Annotated in this window: 13 protein-coding genes and 1 pseudogene; 8 read left to right on the forward strand and 6 right to left on the reverse strand. The window is 71.4% G+C overall.

All coding sequences use genetic code 11. The features are described 5' to 3' along the window. Positions 1-45: 45 nt before the first annotated feature. Complete coding sequence (locus DFR69_RS10835) at positions 46-672, forward strand: TetR/AcrR family transcriptional regulator (protein WP_110037324.1); 627 nt, start codon at positions 46-48, stop codon at positions 670-672. Here the strand turns inward: DFR69_RS10835 and DFR69_RS10840 are convergent. Next, the gene (locus tag DFR69_RS10840) at positions 669-3,698 is read right to left on the reverse strand and encodes a sacsin N-terminal ATP-binding-like domain-containing protein (RefSeq protein ID WP_110037325.1); all 3,030 of its coding nucleotides are present in this window, start codon (positions 3,696-3,698) and stop codon (positions 669-671) included. The two genes, DFR69_RS10835 and DFR69_RS10840, sit on opposite strands and share 4 nt — an antisense overlap. Positions 3,699-4,579: 881 nt before the next feature. Continuing rightward, positions 4,580-5,419 (reverse strand): annotated as a pseudogene (locus DFR69_RS35145) (DUF3027 domain-containing protein); the annotation flags it as partial. Between the two features lie 8 nt (positions 5,420-5,427). Between DFR69_RS35145 and DFR69_RS10850 the strand changes: the two are divergent. The 3 genes from DFR69_RS10850 (at position 5,428) to DFR69_RS10860 (ending at position 8,548) form a co-directional block, all read left to right on the forward strand. Next, positions 5,428-6,204, forward strand: coding sequence for a glutaminyl-peptide cyclotransferase (locus tag DFR69_RS10850; RefSeq protein WP_110037327.1), 777 nt, complete (start codon positions 5,428-5,430; stop codon positions 6,202-6,204). 68 nt (positions 6,205-6,272) lie between these two features. Then, positions 6,273-8,033, forward strand: coding sequence for an MFS transporter (locus DFR69_RS10855; RefSeq protein ID WP_110037328.1), 1,761 nt, complete (start codon positions 6,273-6,275; stop codon positions 8,031-8,033). Next, positions 8,030-8,548 carry a DUF2771 family protein gene (locus tag DFR69_RS10860; protein WP_110037329.1) on the forward strand — a complete coding sequence of 173 codons (519 nt, stop codon included), beginning with the start codon at positions 8,030-8,032 and terminating at the stop codon, positions 8,546-8,548. The genes DFR69_RS10855 and DFR69_RS10860 overlap by 4 nt, the downstream gene beginning before the upstream one ends. Positions 8,549-8,671: 123 nt before the next feature. Here the strand turns inward: DFR69_RS10860 and DFR69_RS10865 are convergent, their stop codons facing one another. Continuing rightward, positions 8,672-9,091: a cold-shock protein gene (locus DFR69_RS10865; RefSeq protein WP_186817340.1), complete on the reverse strand. Its 420-nt coding sequence runs from the start codon at positions 9,089-9,091 to the stop codon at positions 8,672-8,674. A 159-nt stretch (positions 9,092-9,250) separates the two neighbouring features. Here DFR69_RS10865 and DFR69_RS10870 point away from each other — a divergent pair, with 159 nt between their 5' ends. Both DFR69_RS10870 and DFR69_RS10875 read left to right on the forward strand, forming a co-directional pair. Beyond that, positions 9,251-9,478 (forward strand): hypothetical protein, encoded by a 228-nt coding sequence (locus DFR69_RS10870; RefSeq protein WP_110037331.1) that lies wholly within the window; start codon positions 9,251-9,253, stop codon positions 9,476-9,478. Positions 9,479-9,851: 373 nt separating this feature from the next. After that, positions 9,852-10,463 (forward strand): resuscitation-promoting factor Rpf1 domain-containing protein, encoded by a 612-nt coding sequence (locus tag DFR69_RS10875; RefSeq protein WP_110037332.1) that lies wholly within the window; start codon positions 9,852-9,854, stop codon positions 10,461-10,463. 66 nt (positions 10,464-10,529) lie between these two features. On the opposite strand, the gene DFR69_RS10880 is transcribed toward DFR69_RS10875, so the two are convergent. Continuing rightward, positions 10,530-10,721, reverse strand: a complete 192-nt coding sequence (locus DFR69_RS10880) for a hypothetical protein (RefSeq protein ID WP_110037333.1) — start codon at positions 10,719-10,721, stop codon at positions 10,530-10,532. A gap of 94 nt (positions 10,722-10,815) precedes the next feature. Between DFR69_RS10880 and DFR69_RS10885 the strand changes: the two genes are divergently transcribed. Beyond that, positions 10,816-13,116, forward strand: coding sequence for a helicase-associated domain-containing protein (locus DFR69_RS10885; protein WP_110037334.1), 2,301 nt, complete (start codon positions 10,816-10,818; stop codon positions 13,114-13,116). Here DFR69_RS10885 and DFR69_RS10890 read toward each other — a convergent pair whose 3' ends face one another. Further along, positions 13,117-13,626: an LppU/SCO3897 family protein gene (locus DFR69_RS10890; RefSeq protein ID WP_110037335.1), complete on the reverse strand. Its 510-nt coding sequence runs from the start codon at positions 13,624-13,626 to the stop codon at positions 13,117-13,119. A 109-nt stretch (positions 13,627-13,735) separates the two neighbouring features. Between DFR69_RS10890 and DFR69_RS10895 the strand changes: the two genes are divergently transcribed. Beyond that, positions 13,736-14,593: a hypothetical protein gene (locus tag DFR69_RS10895; RefSeq protein ID WP_110037336.1), complete on the forward strand. Its 858-nt coding sequence runs from the start codon at positions 13,736-13,738 to the stop codon at positions 14,591-14,593. A gap of 4 nt (positions 14,594-14,597) precedes the next feature. On the opposite strand, the gene DFR69_RS10900 is transcribed toward DFR69_RS10895, so the two are convergent. Beyond that, positions 14,598-15,989: a M1 family metallopeptidase gene (locus DFR69_RS10900; protein WP_110037337.1), complete on the reverse strand. Its 1,392-nt coding sequence runs from the start codon at positions 15,987-15,989 to the stop codon at positions 14,598-14,600. Positions 15,990-16,031 lie beyond the last annotated feature (42 nt).

Genomic DNA, 16,031 nt, shown 5'->3' on the forward strand with positions numbered 1-16,031 from the left:
ATCGGCGAATTGACTGTTTGCCATGCGAGCGCTTAACTCGCACACGTGTCCTCCCGATTGAGCGTCGAAGAACGACGAGCCCACCTGATCGAGGCAGCGATCGGTCTCGCCGAGAAAAAGGGCGTGGCGGGCGTGACCACGCGCGATGTCGCGCAAGCGGCCGGCGTCTCGCTCGGTGTGGTGCATTACTGTTTCGAAAACAAGGACGCGCTGATGACCGAGCTGGTCAAAGCGTTGTCCATGGAATTGCGCGATTCCGTCGATGCCGAGGATTCGATCTGGGCCGACGCCGGAACCGGAAAAGAAGCGCTTCACAAATTGGTGCGCGGCGGACTCGAACTGATGTGGCGCAACATCGAAGCCACCCCCGAACGCCAGCTGCTCACCTACGAGACCACCACCTACGCGCTGCGTGAGGGTGAGTCGACCCCGGCCAAGATCGCCATCGCGCGCGAGCAGTACACGTTCAACGACAGCACCGTCGCCGATGTCATCGACCACTGCCGGGAGGCGACCGGAACGCGGTGGAACACGCCGGTCTCCGAGCTGAGCCGGTTCATCCTCAGCGTCATCGACGGGATCGTGCTGCGCTGGCTGGTCGACGACGACAGCGAGTCCGTGCAGAAGCAGCTCGACCTGCTGGCCGAGATGGTCGTCGCGCACGCCAGTTAGGCGCGCGGCACCTGCACGTGTGTCGCGTCGTCGGTGAGCCACCACGGGACGGTGACAGTACCCGTCACCGCGCCGCGCAGGTGGATTTCCAGCGTGTCGTGCAAGACCAGCGCGCCGGTGGCGTCGGCCGGTGACCACAGCTGCCGCAGCACCACGCCCAACGGGCTGGCCGCCCAGGTGGTTCGGGTGCCCGCGCCGAGGACCTCGGCGGTGATCTCCTCCGACACCAGAGACAGATCCAGCAGCGTCGCCAGCGATTCCGCGTGGGCGGTGTCGCCGGCCACGAGACGGTTCGCGGGGACCACCAGGCCGAAGCAGGGCTGGTCGAGGACCAGCGCGGTGCCCGCGTCGACGACGGTGCCGTCCAGTGCCCTGACCTGCTCGGGCAGATCCAGGTCGCGTGGGTCGAGCGCGCCGGTGGCGACGGCCGCGGCCAGGCGGGCGTGGGTGCGCGCGACGACTTCGGGCGCAGGGGTTTTCGCCGGGTCGGCCAGCGCGTCGAGGAGTTCCTCGGCCAGCTCGGCCGACATGATGTCGGGACGGACGAGCAAGGGTCGCAGGGCGTCGAGATCGCGGGCGTCGAAGCCGGTGATCGCCGGGAGCAGTCCGGTGAATTCGTCGTCGTCGGGGTGCCGGAGGCGGCCGAGGGCGACGCCGTCGATGTGCGCGTGCCGGTGCAGCCACCAGGCCGTGTAGCCGTCGCGGTCGGCGAGCAGGGCGCGGGTGCGCGGGACGGCGAGCAGGTGACCTAGCGCGGTGGGCCAGCGGTTTTCGTCGACCAGGTCGAGATCGCGCACGGCCGACAGGTCGCGGGGGTCCTCGGAAAGGCTTTCCCACCAGGCGGGCTCGTCGTCGAGATCGTGGTCGGGGCCGACGGGATCCGGGTCGGTGACGACGCCGAAATCCCAGCCGACGCCGATCGCGCGCAGGGCCTCGGCGCCGTACTCCTCGACCACCGAATCAGCGACGGTGCCGAACGGCGAATCCGGCTCTAGCACGTCCCCCAGCGGCGCGCCGGGCAGCAGCAGCTCGTCGGCGGGACGCAGTTCGCCGGTGTCGTCGGGTAGTTCGAGCAGGCCGAGCCAGGTGGGGAGCGAGTCGGCGGGCGCGAACGGGGCGAGGCGCAGGACGGCCTGCACGGTGTCCGGGTCGGCCGGATCGTGCTCGAGCAGGTCACGCAGGCCGGGATCGGTGAGCAGGTCCTCGGCGGCGGCGCTGCGGGCGCCCAGGCGCGACAGCAGCGCGTGCGTGGCGTCGGGATGGACCAGCCGGGCCCAGTGCACCGGCACCGCGACGGTGAGCTGGTCGTCCAGGACGACGGTGCGCGGCCCGGTGACGAGCCTGCCGTCGGCCAGCGGCACGGCCAGCGCGCCGAACTCCTCGGCGGTCCTGGTGTCGACGACGAACGGCTCCACCGCCGCGTAGAACCGCCGCCACCAGGCCGGTTCGCGCTCGAGGCCGCTGGACAGGTCGGCCAGGGCTGCGGGGCCGAGGCGGTGCACGTCGAGGACCGAGAGCTTCTCCTGCGCGGCGCGATCGGAGAGTTCGGGGATCACCAGCGGGCCGGTGAATTCGACCAGGACGGCGGCCAGTTCCGGGGTGAGGTCGGGGAACACGCTCGCGCGGGTGGGGATGCTGTCCGATGCGGTCGGTCTCGCCGGCAAGTCGCCGTCCGGCCACGTCTCGCTCGATGCCACTCGTTCAGCCGACCGTGAGGTCGCTTCGGTCCTCTGCGCCGCAGCGGTGACGCCACCGGCGGGCGGTTGCCCGTGGGCCGTCGTAGGCTGGTCGACCGTCCCGTCGACGTACTGAACGCGGGCCGACCCGCGATGGTCAGCCCCGCTGTCCGAGGAGCCGGGCGCGTCATCCGCACGACCTGGCGCGGTGGCGTACGTGTCGTCCTGCGGTGCCGACTCGCCGGTGAGCCATGCGGCGGCGGCCTCGGGTACCTGTGCGGAGTTGTCCACAGGTGTGACGGGGCAGGTGGGGAGCCAGGCGTGCGTGCGGAGTTCGGTGGTGACGGCTTCGCGGAGCAGGGCGTCGGCCTCGCTGCGGGCGAAACCCGGGGTGGGGACGAGGACGAGGCGGTCGCGGGGCGGCAGCGCGCGGGCGAAATCGGCGTAGCCCGTGGCGATCTCGGTGAGGCGGGCGCCGGGGAGCAGGCGGCGGCGATCGGGTTGCATGGGGATGTCGGCCACCAGGATCGCCGGGAGCGAGAGCTCCTCGTCGGAGCGGGTGGGGGCGCGCAGGACATCGGGGGCGGCGGCGACGGGCCGGCCGTGGCGCACGGGCAGCAGCCAGCGGGCCCGGGCGGTGCGGTACTGCCACCACCGGCGGTGCTCGCCGCCGGGCAGGGTGACGGCGAGCTCGGTGAGGCCGTCCGCCAGCCCGGTGACCGCGCTGGTGAATTCGTCGGCGCCGATGCGGATGCGGTGCAGGGCGGGCAGTTCCAGGAGCAGCTCCGGCGCTTCGGCGCGCATCGCGGCGAGCAGGGCGTCACCGTCGATGTCGGGGCGCAGGTGCACGACGACCTCGGTGTCGGCCCCGGCGACCGGGGTGGTCGGCACCGGCCAGGCCAGGCGCAGGACCGGCGGCGCGATGGTCGCCAGGTCGTCGGGTATCTCGATCCCGGTGTCGTGCAGCGCGTTCAGCGTCGCGACGCGGGAGAAGCGGATGGACCCGGTCGTCGACCGGACCTCGATCTCGTCGCCGATCGACCGCACCGCCGTGAACCCGACGCCGAACCGCCCGACCAGCTCCGTGTCGGCCTTGCCGGAGGCACGCAGTGCGGTGAGCGCATGCACACCCGAAACATCCAGCGGCACACCGGTATTCGCGACATGCAGCCGCCCGTCGACCAGCCGCACACTCAGCTCACCCGCGACCCCCGACTTCGCGGCCGCGTCGGCGGCGTTCTGCGCGAGCTCGGTGAGCACCCGATCCCGATACCCCGCGGCGACCAGATCCGCCTCGCTGGCGGAGTCCTCACGCAGCCGAGTGGGCGAATCCCGCCAGGCGGCGAGCACTCCGGCCCGCAGCTCCGCCGTACCGAAGGGATCCGCCGAACCGTTCAGCGCGCCACCGACGATCCACGCTCGTCCACGGCGTCGTGCGCGCCGGCATCCGCATCGGCCGACGTGGCCGCACCGGCATCGCGGTCAGCGGTTGCCGCGTCATCGACACTGGACGTGGCCGTGTCAGCAGCGCTGTCATCGGCTGCCGCGTCATCGTCACTGGGTGTGGCCGCATCAGCAGCGCCGGCATCGCGGTCAGCGGTCGCCGCGAGATCGTCACCGGACGTTGCCGCATCAGCAGCGGGTGCCGGGGTATGCGTCGGCGCATCGTCTTCGGTCGCAGCATCAGCCGCAGCCGGAGAGGCGAGCGGGGCCGCAGCGCCCGGCGCCGGGGTGTCGACCGTTGCCGTGTCGCCATTCGTCTCGGCAACTGCTGTGGGCGAGGTGGATTCGTTCGCCGGGGCTGCGGTGGCGGTCGGCGCCACGTCGTTCGCCGAGCCGGCGTCGGTCGCCGGTGCCTCGGTGGTCGTCGGCGCCTCGGCTCCGGGCGTCGCGGATTCCGCGGCGATGACCTCGGCGGCGGATTCCGGCTGCGCGCCTTCGGCGAGAGCGGCGCGATCGGTGGCAGCCGCCTCGACCGCCGCGGCCTCGGCGGTCTCCTGGGCATCGTTGGCAGCCGTCGCCTCGGCGGCAACGGAAGCCTCGGCGGTCTCCTGGGTGTTGGTGAGCTCTCCGGATTCCCGCGCGGCGATCTCGCCGACATCCACGACTTCGGCTGCACCGGCCGCCTCGGCAGCACCACCGGTCGCGGCGGCGGCAGTCGCCTCGCCAGCACCGGTGACCTCAGCGGCAGCAGTCACCTCGCCGACAGGGGTCGCCTCGGCGACATCGGGGGTGGCGGCGGGCTCGGCCGCTTCTCCGGTGACCGCACCGGCACCGTTCTCGGCCGAACCGTTGCCCTCGGCGGAGGATTCCGTGCGGGTGATCTCGACGTAGTCGACGGCGTGGTCGTCGAAGGCCTCGTAGCGAGGTGAGCCGTTGCCGCTGGGGGCGACGACGTCGGAGTGCGCGCCGCAGCCGTATTCGACATGGACGACGTGGCCGTCGGCGCCCATGGCGTTGCCGCAGACACCGAAGCAGTCGCGCAGGGCGCCGGCCAGCGGGAGGTAGAAGCCGCACAGGCCGCAGGTGGAGGGGGCGGCCTTCGCCATCTCCGTGTCCGGCCCGAATTCGGCATACCAACGCTCGGCGGCCTCGGCACGGCCTTCGAGGCTCAGCACCTGGGTGCGGCCGAGGCCGACCTCGCGGGCCACCTCGTCGACCACCGGGTCGCCGGTGGCGACATAGCCGGGGACCAGGCGCGGATCGTCGGCGGGCGGGGCGAGCAGATCGCCGGGGCCGAGGTCGCCGGGACGCACCCGCTGCTCCCACGGAACGAAGTCGGGCGCGATCAGCGCGTCGGGTCCCGGGAGCAGCGCCGACTCGCTGACCGTGGCATATGTGGCTTCCGGCGGCGCCGCGACCACGACGGCCCACTGCCAGCCGCGATAGCCGGCCAGGGTCGCCTCGAACCGGTGGGTGGCCGCCGTCTCGTCCTCGGCGGTCACCCCCAGGTGGACTCCTACCCCGTCGGGTTCCAACTCGACGAGCGCACGACGTGCGACTTCGGCCGCATCGGCCAGAACAGGACGCACGCCGGACTCCGAAACAGATACTGCGCTCACGGCATACATTTTGCCGTATGAAGCGCAATCGCAGTTCGTTGGCTGTCGGAGTGCTGGTCAGCCTGCTCGGCGCGAGCGCCTGCGGCGGTTCGGTGGAGGGTGGACCGCCGCGGCTGCGCGTCGAGGTGATCGGCTCGTCACCGCACGATCCGCTGGCGTTCACGCAGGGCCTCGAGGTGGTCGACGGTATCCGCTACGAGAGCACCGGCATGTGGGGCGTGTCGACCGCCCGGACCGCCGACCAGGCCACGGGCGTCGAGACCGCGCGCGTCGAGCTGCCGAAGGAGATGTTCGGCGAGGGCATGACCAGGGCGGGCGACACCGTCTGGCAGATCACCTGGAAGGACGGCGTCGCCATCGCGCGCGACCCGGTGACGCTCGCCGAGACCCGCCGCGCGGAGTACGAGGGCGAGGGCTGGGGCCTGTGCGCGCAGGCCGACCGGCTGATCATGAGCGACGGCACCGCCACGCTCACCTTCCGCGATCCGGTGACCTTCGCCGAGACCGGCTCGGTGACGCTGTCCGGCCACGACTCGCCCAGGCCCAACGAGCTCGACTGCGCCCCCGACGGCACCGTGTACGCCAACAACTACCCCACCGACGAGATCCTGCGGATCGATCCGGCGACCGGCCGGGTGCTCGCGGTGATCGAGGCGGGCGGGCTGCTGGCGCCGTCCGAACGCGCGGGGACCGATGTCCTCAACGGCATCGCGCACCTGCCCGGCACCGACCGATTCCTGATCACCGGCAAGTACTGGCCGCGTCTGTTCGAGGTGCGGTTCGTCCCGAAATAGGCCGATGTGGCGAACACAGCGACGCCGCGAGTGAACGCCGAGACCGCGCGTACGACAGAATTGGACTCGTGACTACGCCCCGCGATCCCTCCGGTCCCGACCGTGGTCGCCGGGGCGGCAATCCCGCGGACACGCCGCCCGACCGTCATCCGGGCTTCGGGCACTATCCGCCGCGTGCGAGCCAGGAACCGCCGCGGCCGCGCAAGGTCTTCCCCCGTCCCGATGCGCCGGACCAGCCGACGGCCAGGTCGCGGGTGTTCCGCCGCGGCCGCACGGACGAACCGCCGACCACCCCCGTCCGCAAACCGGCTGGTCCGCCGCCGCGTCCGGCCCCGCCGGTGAACGGCCCGGCGGCCACCCGCCCGCTCCCCCTCGACGACGAACCCGACCAGGTCAAGCAGCGGATTCCGCGCAAGCTGACGGTCACCCGGGTCGCCGCGATGCGCAGCAGGGAGCTCACCGAGCGCGGTTTCGCGACCTTCCAGCGCGCCGCCAAGGCCGACGGCGCCGACCAGTCCGGCCTGACCGCGCTCACCTACGCCACGATGGCCAACTTCGCGCTCGACGCCGCGATCGCCGTCTCGCTGGCCAACACCCTGTTCTTCGCCAGCGCCACCGCCGAGTCCAAGACCAAGGTGGCGCTGTACCTGCTCATCACGATCGCCCCGTTCGCGGTGATCGCGCCGCTGATCGGCCCGATGCTCGACCGGTTGCAGCGCGGCCGCCGGATGGCTCTGGCCACCACCTTCGCGCTGCGCGCGATCTTCGCGGTGCTGTTGATCTTCAACATCGACACCTGGGGCCTGTATCCGCTGGCCCTGTGCATGATGGTCGGCTCGAAATCCTTCGCGGTGCTCAAGAGCGCGGTGACCCCGCGTGTGCTCCCGCCCGACATCGATCTCGTGCGCACCAACTCCCGGTTGACCGTGTTCGGCCTGGTCGGCGGCACCATCGGCGCGGGCGCGCTGGCCGCGCTGGCCGCGCTGATCGCCGGTTCCACCGGCGCGCTCGTCTTCGCCACCGGCATCGCGGTGGCCGGTGCCTATCTGAGCCTGCGCATCCCGTCGTGGGTGGAGGTGACCGAGGGCGAGGTGCCCGCGACTCTCACCTATCACGGCCCGGACGCGCGCACCGAGGTGCTCGAGCCGGGGCAGGAGTCCTCGGTGCCGGCCAAGAAGCGGCGTCAACCGCTGGGCCGGGCGGTGGTGACGGGCCTGTGGGGCAACAGCGCCATCCGGGTGCTCACCGGCTTCCTGACCTTCTATATCGCCTTCGTCGCCAAGGGTTCCGGCGGCAGCCCCACCGAACAGGCCGCGATGCTCGGCGTGGTCGGCGCGGCGGCCGGTCTCGGCAACTTCGGCGGCAACGCGACCGGGGCCAGGCTGCAGCTGGGCAGGCCCTCGCTGGTGGTGCTCGGCTGCACGGCCGCCTGCGCGGGCGTCGCGGTGTTCGCGATGTTCACCGGCAATCTGTTCGGCGCCGCGTTCGCGACCCTGGTCGCCTCGGCGGCGAGCGCGCTGGCGAAGGTCTCGCTGGACGCGGCGATCCAGGACGATTTGCCGCCGGAGTCGATCGCGTCGGGTTTCGGCAGGTCGGAGACGGTGTTGCAGCTGAGCTGGGTGGTCGGCGGCGCGGCCGGTGTGCTGCTGCCGATCGAGTTCTGGAAGGGTTTCGCGGTGATCAGCGTGGTCCTGGTGGCCGGACTGATCCAGACCTTCGTCAGCTACACCGGGCACTCGCTGCTGCCGGGCCTCGGCGGTAACCGGCCCCAGCACGCCGAGCAGGAAGTGCCCACACATCCGAGAGGGACAGGAGACCCCAGCTGGTGAGCAAGCTCAACGCACGAACGGTGATCGCGCTGGTCGCGGTGGGCCTGGTGGCCGTGGTCGGCGTGACGGCGGCGATCGTCGCCTACGCGGTGTCGAAGGCGCCCGATTCGGCCCCGGTGGTCACCGTGTACGGCGGCGGCGAGACGGTCGAGGCCGAGCCCTTCGGCTACTGCAACCTGGCCACGGGCGCCTGCGAGAACTTCGAGCACACCTACTACCTGCTCGTCCCCTCGGGCGATCCGGTCCAGGTGTCGCTGCCGAGCGCGATCGCCGAGGCGCCGTGGGTGGTGCTGCAGCGCTTCGAGCGCCCCAGCGGCGAGCGCGAGGACCGGGTCATGAGCTGGCTGGACTTCCCCGAGGGGGTCCGCGCCCTGAGCATCGACACCCAGCCCGCCCCGGACCTGCGCCTCATCGGTTTCGAGGTGCAGCTGCCGATGATCTACACCGATCCGGCGACCGGCCAGGAGACCACCGGCGTCCACGGCGCCTGGTCGATCGGCACACCGGCACCCTGAAACGGGCCTGACCGCTGGAACTCAGCCCCGACGACCCGACCTCGAGGAGGGTCCGCCGCGCAGCGGCGGTCGCGGCCCGTCCCGTGGGGGCCGCGACCTCGAGCGCACCAGCGCTCCGACAACTCAGTGATCGAGTTCGCGGGCGACCGCGCGGACGACCTCGGAAATCCGCTGGGAGAGCTTGCGGTCCGGGTACTTGCCGCGGCGCAGGTCCGGCTGGACCTTCGTCTCGAGCAGCGTGATCATGTCCTCGACGAGACCGTGCAGCTCGTCGGGCGACTTGCGCGGGCCCGCGTCCTTGCGGGTGGGCTGTTGGGCCTGGTTGCCGCGCACCGTCGGCGGCGCCTCGAGCAGCTTGAGGCTCAGCGCCTGCGGGCCACGACGACCGGCGGCCATGCCGAATTCGACGCGCTGTCCGGGCTTGAGCCCCTCGACGCCTTCGGGCAGCGCGGAGGAACGGACGTAGACGTCCTCGCCCTCGTCTTGGGAAAGGAAGCCGAAGCCCTTTTCGACGTCGTACCACTTCACCCGGCCGGTCGGCACTGCGCTCACCCGTTCATCATTCGACACCCGAACCCTTGTGGTCCGGGCTAGTTCTGCGTTGTCGCGAAAAGAACGCGCCCCACAGCAAGGCAGGACGCGATGTGCCCAGAGTCTACCCCGGTGGCCATACCGCGAGCACATCAGTTTTACGGTGCACCGGTGACGAACTCTTCCCCTGACCGCCCGCGGCGGCCGAGCGATCTGCTGCTGCGACTGGCCGTGGCGCTGTTCGGGATCGGGATCCTCGCGGTGGTCGCGATCTTCCTGACGCCGATCGTCTCCGATACCGAACCCGGCCTCGCGCTGTATCTGCTCGCGCTGCTCGCTCCGGTGGGGTTCCTGCTCGGGCTGATCTTCGCGCTGTGGTCGGGCCGTCGCGCGCGTTGACGCGTCAACCGGTTACCCGCCCCGGTCGTTACCCAGACGCACATGTGATCCTCATCACATCACGGGGAGGTCACGAAGTGTGTGTGCAACCGTCGCGCACATAAACCATGGCGACTACCTGCGCGGACACCTCGGGGATCACCCTGAGACCACCCCGAGACCACCCTGTACACGCCGGTTACCAAATAGTGACTTTCCCCGCTGTCCGTCGTACCGTTTCTCTCAGCCGGGGCAACCCCCGGAACCACCGGCCCGCCGCACCGAACCTCACCCCGCGGGTACCGGACCCCGATTGGAATCAGGGGTGAGGGCGGACCGGGAGACCTCTCAGTCCGGACCACATGCAGGTGCGCACGAGAGGAAGAAACCCGATATGAGTGGACGCCACCGCAAGCCGACTTCCACCGGCCGCACTGTCGCCAAGGTCGCCGTCACCGGCGCCATCATCGGCACCGCCAGTGCAGCTTTCGCAGGAAACGCCAGCGCGGCCCCCGACTCCGACTGGGATCGCCTCGCGCAGTGTGAAGCCGGCGGCAACTGGGGCATCAACACCGGCAACGGTTACCAGGGCGGCCTGCAGTTCTCGCCGTCGACCTGGAACGCCCACGGTGGTGGCGAGTACGCCGCCACGGCAAACCAGGCCACCCGCGAGGAGCAGATCGCGGTCGCCGAGAAGGTGCTCGCCTCGCAGGGCTGGGGCGCATGGCCCTCCTGCTCGGCCAAGCTGGGCCTGAGCAGCGGTCCGACCGAGCGCGCCGTCCCCTCCTCGCCGAGCTGGGTCCCGCAGGTCAACGTCCCGCAGGTGCAGGCCGACCCGAGCCAGGAAGTCTTCCAGGCCGTCGACCGCGCCCTCGCCGTCGTGCAGCAGCAGGGTGTCGCCGTGCCGCAGCAGGCGCTCGATTTCTTCAACTCGGCCAAGGGCACTCAGCTCGACCCGGCCGTCATCAACTTCTTCGAGGCGAACAAGGGCCTGCTGCCCTCCTGAACGCCCCACGCACACAACAAGAGCCCGCATCCTCGAGGATGCGGGCTCTTGTCTTTCCCGTCCGTATTACACCCGGTTGATGACAGTCTGCGGGTGGACGTACGGCAGCTCGGTGGCCGGGACGGGAAACACGGTCTCCTCGCCGAACGGCGAGAGGTTACCGGCGCGGGTCGCCGACAGTTCGGTCACGGCGTGCTCGCCGTCGGCCACCTGCGGCCAGCCATTGTCGACGTAGGGTTTCTTCGATTTGTTCACCACGGGCTCATTCTGGCATACGCATCCGCGCTGAACAGCGGCTGGCGCACTCCGGTCGGTCCGGTTCGAGGCGGCCGCGAACTGTAGGCTGGATCGGATGATCGCGACCGACTCCCTCGCCGATTGGCTCGGTGCGCGCACCGATGCCCAGCTGGTGAAACTGCTGCAGTTGCGGCCCGATCTGGCGGTGCCGCTGCCCGCGTCGATGTCGGTGCTCGCGGTGCGCGCCCAGCAGCGGGCCTCGGTGCTGCGCGCCGCCGACGATCTGGACACGCTGGAGTTCGCGATCATCGAGGCGCTCACGGCCAACGAGGACGCCCGCACGATCGGCACCGAGCACAAGCCGCTGACCCGCACCACCTTGCACGCGCTGCTGAAGGACCGCGTCACCAAGACCGCGTTCACCGCCGCGCTCACCCGCCTGCTCGACCGCGCGCTGGTCTGGCAGCTCGGCGACGACCTGCACCTCACCCCGAGCGCCGCCGAGGCCCTCCCCTGGCCGCTGGGCGCCACCACCGCGCTGCCCGACGCACTCACCGAGCCGGAGGTCACCGCCGCGCTGGCACAGGCGAGCCCGGCCGAACGCGCCCTGCTGGACAAGCTGGCCACCACGGGCCCGCGCGGTCGCACCAGGGACGCCGCGCCGGGGACGCCCGCCGACCGCCCGGTACCGCGCCTGCTGACGGCCCGGCTGCTGCACCGGATCGACGACGAGACAGTGGAACTGCCGGTGACCGTCGGCCAGGTGCTGCGCGGCGAGCCGGTGACCGACCCGCACGCCCTCGCCCCGCCCAAGCCGGCGCTGACCAAGAACGCGCCGGCCGAGGTGAACGCGGTCGGCGCGGGCGAAGTCGGTGAGCTGCTGCGCGATTGCGCCGACCTGCTCGACGCGCTGGGCCGCCTGCCCGCGCCGGCCCTACGCGCCGGCGGGCTCGGCGTGCGCGAATTGCGCAGGCTGGCCAAGCAGACCGGGATCGACGAGCAGCGCGCCGGCCTGCTCATGGAGTTGCTCGCCGCCGCCAAGCTGGTGGAGAAGGGCCTGCCGGAGCCGACCCCGGAACTCGATTCCACCGACGACTTCTGGGCGCCGACACCGGCCGCCGACGCCTGGCTGGACGCGCCACCGGCGACCCGCTGGGTGCTGCTCGCGCAGTCCTGGCTCGACCTGGACCGCATGCCGTGGATGATCGGCCTGCGCGACGCCGCCGACAAGCCCATCGCCGCGCTCTCCGCGGAGCTGCGCATCCCGCACGCGGTGCGCGACCGGCACGCGATCCTCGGGCTGCTCGCCGAATACCCGAGCGGAACCGCGCTCACCGCGGGCGATATCGGCAAGCTGCTGGCCTGGCGGATGCCGCGGCGGCGCAGACACTTCCGCCTCGACGCGGTGACCGCGACCCTGTCCGAGGCTGCCACCCTCGGACTACTCGGGCGCGGCGCGCTGGATTCCGCGGCGCGGGCCCTGCTGCACGGGTCGGCGACCAGCGTGGCCGACGCCGAGGCCGAGATGGCCGCCGCGCTCCCGGAACCGGTCGATCACGTGCTCGTGCAGGCCGATCTGACGGTGATCGCGCCCGGCCCGCTGGTGCCCGAACTGCGTGGCCGGATCGCGCTGGTCGCCGATGTGGAGTCGGCGGGCGCGGCCACGGTCTACCGGGTGAGCGACGCCTCGGTGCGCCGCGCGCTCGACGCCGGGCTCACCGCGGCCGAGCTGCACGCCCTGTTCGCCAACCATTCCCGCACCCCGGTCCCCCAGTCGCTGACCTATCTCATCGACGACGTGGCCCGTCGCCACGGACAGTTGCGCGCCGGGATGGCGCAGTCGTTCCTGCGCAGCGACGACCCGGCCCTGCTGGCCCAGGTGCTGGCCGCGCCGGTCGCCGACGCGCTGGCCCTGCGCGCGATCGCGCCCACCGTCGCGATCGCGCTGGCGCCGCTGAGCGAACTGCTCGACCAGCTCAGGGCTGCCGGGTTCGCCCCGGCCGGTGAGGATTCCGCGGGCGCGATCGTCGACCTGCGCCCGCGCGGGGCCCGCATCGCGGTCCGCCCGCTGGCGCGCAAGCCCTACCGCCCGACTCCGCCGAGCGACGAACAGCTCGCGCTGCTGGTCACCGAACTCCGCGCGGGCGAACGCGCGGCGGGCGCCCGCTCCAGCAAGCAGGTCCGCACCGACGGCACCCGCACCGGCACCGCGGCCACCCTGGCCCTGCTCCAGCTGGCCGCCAGGGTGGGCCGCCCGGTGAACATCGGCTACGTCGACGCCCAGGGCGTGGCGAGCCAGCGCGTGGTCGAACCGCTGCGCGTCGGGAACGGCCAACTCGACGCCGTCGACCCCGTCACCGGCGCCACCCGCCACTTCACCCTGCACCGCATCGCGTCGGTGGCGTTGCTGGACTGACTACGGCTTGGCCATGCAGAAGGTGGTCTTCGGGTCGGAGACCGTGCGGAACTGGGTGGCGTCGGCGCCGCACTGGAGTTCGTCGGCGGCGCCGTCGATGCGCTTGACGACCTTGAAGGTGGCCTCCGGCGCGGTGCAGGCGACGGCCTCGGCCGGGCGCTGGCCCGCGTCGGCGTAGCACTTGCCCTCGGCGAAGTTCGGGGACAGGCACAGCCCGGTCTTGGTGTCGCCGACGGTGCCGTTGAAGGTCGCGTCCTCGACGGCGCAGTTCAGCGGGGCCGTGCCGACCTGCACGATCCGGTAGTTCGAGGTGGCCGCGCCGCAGTCACCCACGGTGGCCTTCATGGCGTCGGCCGCGTTGTCGGTGACCTCCACGCAGGAGCCCTTGCTCACCGAATCCGCCGACGAGTCGCTGTCGGAAGAACAGGCGGCGACCGCCCCGACCAGTGCGACCGTCGCCACGGGGGCGAGCACGAGCCGTGCCAGCAGTCGCTTTCCTGGGAAAAACACTGAAAACCTCACTCACCGAACGGTTCAGGCAGATATGACCGCCGGTGACGATACCCAAGCGGGTCCCGGTCACGCTCGCCCGCGTCGAACCCTGGCTACCATCACAAAGGTGACCATCGACGATGTCGTGGACGAGCTGTACGGCCTCGACCCCGGCGAGTTCGTGGCGACCCGCACCGAGCGGGCCGCCCAGGCCCGCGAGGACGGCGATCGCGAGCTGGCCAAGGCCATCACCGCCCTGCGCAAACCCACGGTCGCGGCGTGGACGGTGAACCTGCTGGCCCGGCACGCGCCGAAGGAGATCTCGGCGCTGCTCGACCTCGGTGACGCGCTGCGCTCGGCGCAGCGCCAGCTCTCCGGTGACAAACTGCGCGCGCTCGGCGCCCAGCGTCAGCAGGTGGTCAACGCGATGACCAAGCGGGCGGGCGAGCTGGCCGCCGAGCACGAGCGCCCGGCGAGCGAGCAGGTGCTGCGCGAGGTCGGCCAGACGCTCACCGCCGCGCTGGCCGATCCCGATGTCGCCGATCAGGTCAGGGCGGGCGTGCTGCCGACCACCGTCACCTATGACGGGTTCGGCCCGGCCGGGCTGGTCGCGATCACCGGCGGCAAGGCCACGCCACCGAAGAAGGCGAGCCCGCGCCGCGGCAAGACCTCGCCGGAGGACGCCGCGGCCAAGCGCAGGGCGGAGGCGAAGCAGGAACTCGACGATGCCGAGTCCGCGCTCGCCGAAGCCGAATCCGCGAAGGAGGAAGCCGAAACCGCGGCGGCGCGGGCCAAGTCCGAGCTGGACGAGATCGAGTCCAGGATCGACGAATTGCGCGCCGAACTCGAGCACGCCGAACAGCAGCGCCATTTCGCCCGCACCACAGAACACCGCGCGCGCGGCGAACTGACCTCGGCGCGTAGCCAGTTCGATCGGATGCGGCGCTGGGTCGAACGCGCGAAGGCGCGCATGGACGAGAGCTGAGCCCTCAGCGGCGCAGCGTTCCCGGATACAGGAACGCCTCGCGCGGCGCGGTCGTCGCGTCCAGCCATTCGGCCAGGAATTCCCCGAGCGGCATCGAGGTCCGGCTCTGCAGGAACGCGCGGAACTCCGGCAGTGAGGCGTGCCCGTCGCGGTGCGCGTGCACGAAATCGCGCAGGGCCGTGAAGAACACGTCCTCGCCGAGCAGCTTGCGCAGCGCGTGCAGGAACAGCGGGCCGCGGTAGTAGACCGAGGTGAAGATGTCGTCGGCGCCGGGATTCGCGAGCGCGATGTCCCAGAACTCGGGGTCGTCGCGGAATTTCGCGATGGTGTCGCGGTACTCGGTGTCCACGTCGGCGCCGTCGACGCGTTCGGGCCACAGGTAGTCGGCGGTGTAGCTGGCGAAGCATTCGTTGAGGCAGATGTCGGACCACTGCCGCACCGACATGGTGTCGCCCCACCACTGGTGGGCCAGCTCGTGCACGACGGTGTTCAGATCGGTCCACGGCGCATAGGTGGGCCGGGTCTGGGTTTCCAGCGAGAACGGGATCTCGGCGTCGACGTAGATGCCGCCCGCGACGTCGAACGGATAGGGACCGTACAGGTTTTCGAGGAAGTCGAGGATCTCCGGCAGCCGCTGCTCGTCCTCGCGATTGCTCTCCGAATCCGGCGCGAAGGCGCTCAGCACCTGGGTGCCGTCGGCTCGCCGCTGTTCGAGGAAGGTGAAATGGTCGACCGCGACGGTGGTCAGATAGCCGAGCACGGGTTGCCGGGTCTCCCAGGTGGTGAACAGACGGCCGTCGCGCACCTCGTGCCGGGTGCGCTCGCCGGTCGACATCACCTCCCAGTCGGCGGGGACCGCGGCGCGCAGGGTGAAGGTCGCCTTGTCCAGCGGGGTGTCGTTGAGCGGATACCAGGAGCTCGCGCTGTGCGGCTGGCCGACGGCGAAGGCGCCACCGCTGGGCGCGTAGGTCCAGCCCTCGCCCTCGGTGTCGGCGGCCTGGCCCGCGTAGTCGACGACGATCCGCAACGGCAGCCCGGGCGGCAGCGGCAGCAGCGGGGTGACGACGAGCTCCTGCGTGCCGTCGTGGCCGAAGGCGGCGGGCTGGCCGTTCACCGTCACCATCAGCACCTCGGGGCCGGTGTAGTCCAGGTTGAACTGGGCCAGCGGCTGGCTCGCCCGCGCGTCGACGCTCGCCGTGCCGCGCAGGAAGTGGGTGGGCGGGTCGTAGTCGATCGCCACGTCGTAGTGGGTGACGTCGTAGCCACCGTTGCCGTCTGCCGGGAAGTACGGATCGCCGAGGCCCGGCGCCCCGATCAGCGCGGGGTCGGCGAGCGCGGTCGGACTCGCGAGCAGGACGACAGCGAATACCGAACACCATCCGGCCGACCATCGCATCTCGACAGACACCTTTCGCCGGAGGGGATTCCGCGGGCACCG

Origin of the sequence: Nocardia neocaledoniensis (assembly GCF_003182135.1) — a bacterium.
GTDB classification, from domain to species: Bacteria; Actinomycetota; Actinomycetes; order Mycobacteriales; family Mycobacteriaceae; genus Nocardia; species Nocardia neocaledoniensis.

Coding starts and splice junctions, on each gene's coding strand:
- DFR69_RS10885 (WP_110037334.1), top strand. CDS start 10,816: ATGATCGCGACCGACTCCCTCGCCGATTGGCTCGGTGCGCGCACCGAT.
- DFR69_RS10850 (WP_110037327.1), top strand. CDS start 5,428: ATGAAGCGCAATCGCAGTTCGTTGGCTGTCGGAGTGCTGGTCAGCCTG.
- DFR69_RS10900 (WP_110037337.1), bottom strand. CDS start 15,989: ATGCGATGGTCGGCCGGATGGTGTTCGGTATTCGCTGTCGTCCTGCTC.
- DFR69_RS10875 (WP_110037332.1), top strand. CDS start 9,852: ATGAGTGGACGCCACCGCAAGCCGACTTCCACCGGCCGCACTGTCGCC.